Annotated in this window: 1 protein-coding gene and 1 pseudogene; both read right to left on the reverse strand. The window is 74.1% G+C overall.

What is annotated here, in order from left to right; genetic code table 11:
- On the reverse strand, nt 1-1,027 hold a 1,027-nt coding region (locus G3I65_RS33890; protein ID WP_160699712.1), incomplete at its 3' end, for a glycosyltransferase.
- A gap of 153 nt (nt 1,028-1,180) precedes the next feature.
- Nucleotides 1,181-1,485, reverse strand: a pseudogene (locus G3I65_RS33895) (hypothetical protein); the annotation flags it as partial.

The following is a 1,485-nucleotide window of genomic DNA, read 5'->3' on the forward strand; positions in this document are numbered from 1 at the left end:
GGCCCGCCCAGTACGGCTGGTCCGTCGCCTGCGGCACCACGACCTGGGCCGCGCCGGCCCGCGTCGCGGTCATCGTCGTGCCCGCGCCACCGTGGTGCACGACGGCCGCGACCCGGCCGAACAGCTCCTGGTGGTTGACCTCCCCGACGACGAAGCAGTCGTCGCCGTCGTCGAGCAGGTCCAGGTCGGCCCAGCCGCGCGAGACGACCACGCGGCGCCCCCGCGCCCGGACCGCCTCGACGGCGACCTGGGCGACGTCCGCCGCCGCGGCCATCGGCATGCTCCCGAAGCCGACGTAGACGGGCGGCTCACCCGCCGCCAGGAACTCCTCCAGCGCGGCGGGCAGCGGCCGTTCGTCCGGCACGATCCACGCGCCAGTCTGCACGACGTCGATGCCGGGCGCGGGCTCCCACGGGTCCAGCACCGGGTCCGTGGCCAGCCAGACCGGGTTCCGGAACACGTACCCGCGGACGTCGCCGACCGGCGGCAGCCCGTTCGCGACGCGGTGGGTGTTGAGCCCCTCGCGGAAGAGCGCGTTCACGTTCTCGGCGTCGTGCTCCCACAGCGCCAGGTTGTCGGTCACCCCCGCCGGGAACGGCTTGCCCGGGTACGCCAGCGGCGCGTGGTGCGGGGACGGCAGGACCACCTTCTGGAGGGCGACGGCCACCGACCGGATGCCCAGCTTCTCCGCGATCGACAGCGCGCCGGCCATGGTCGGCAGCAGGCCGGTCGCCACGACCACGTCGCACCCCTCGGCCGCCGCGGCCACGACGTCGAACTGGGCGGCGATCAGCTGCGCGGCCCGCTCAGGCAGCGACGACGGCGCGGGCGCCGCCTTGGTCAGCGCCTTGGCCGACGGTCCGTACGGCACGAACTCCACCCCGGCCTCGCCCAGCCGCCGGGCGAAGTCCTCGTCGGGCGGCGCGCACACCCGCACCTCGGCGCCCCGGGCCCGCAGCGCCGCCCCGAACCCCGCCACCGGTTCGACGTCCCCGCGCGACCCGTACGTCGACAGCAAAACACGCACTGGCAAAACCCCCGTTTGATCCCTGAGCCGGGGTTTTCCGGCTCAGGGCGACGATTTTGCGGTATGACCGGGGTCTTGCGGCAAGCCCCCCAATGCGATATACGTTTAACATGGAGGGAGTTGGTTTTCCCTCATTCACACTTCCGGGGTCCTTCAGCGACGCCCTCCCCAGGCCGTGTATGCCACCGCACCGGCCACCGCCAGCACTACCGCCGTCCAGGTGGCCGCCGGTGTTCCCGGGGGTTGCAGCAGCCACGCCGTGACGCGGATCGCCGTCGTGTCCTCCCGCGGGACGAACGGGCTGATCGCGCACCACGCCAGCGGCAGCGTCCAGCCGAACTGCCCGCCCGCGACCGTGGCGGCCAGGCCCGCCAGCCCGGCCAGCCCCGCCGCGTCCCGGGTGACGACAGCCAGGTCGACCGCCTCCGCCCCCAGCTCCTGCACGCCGGCCACCAGCA

Origin of the sequence: Amycolatopsis sp. SID8362, assembly GCF_010550475.1 — a bacterium.
Lineage (GTDB): Bacteria > Actinomycetota > Actinomycetes > Mycobacteriales > Pseudonocardiaceae > Amycolatopsis > Amycolatopsis eburnea.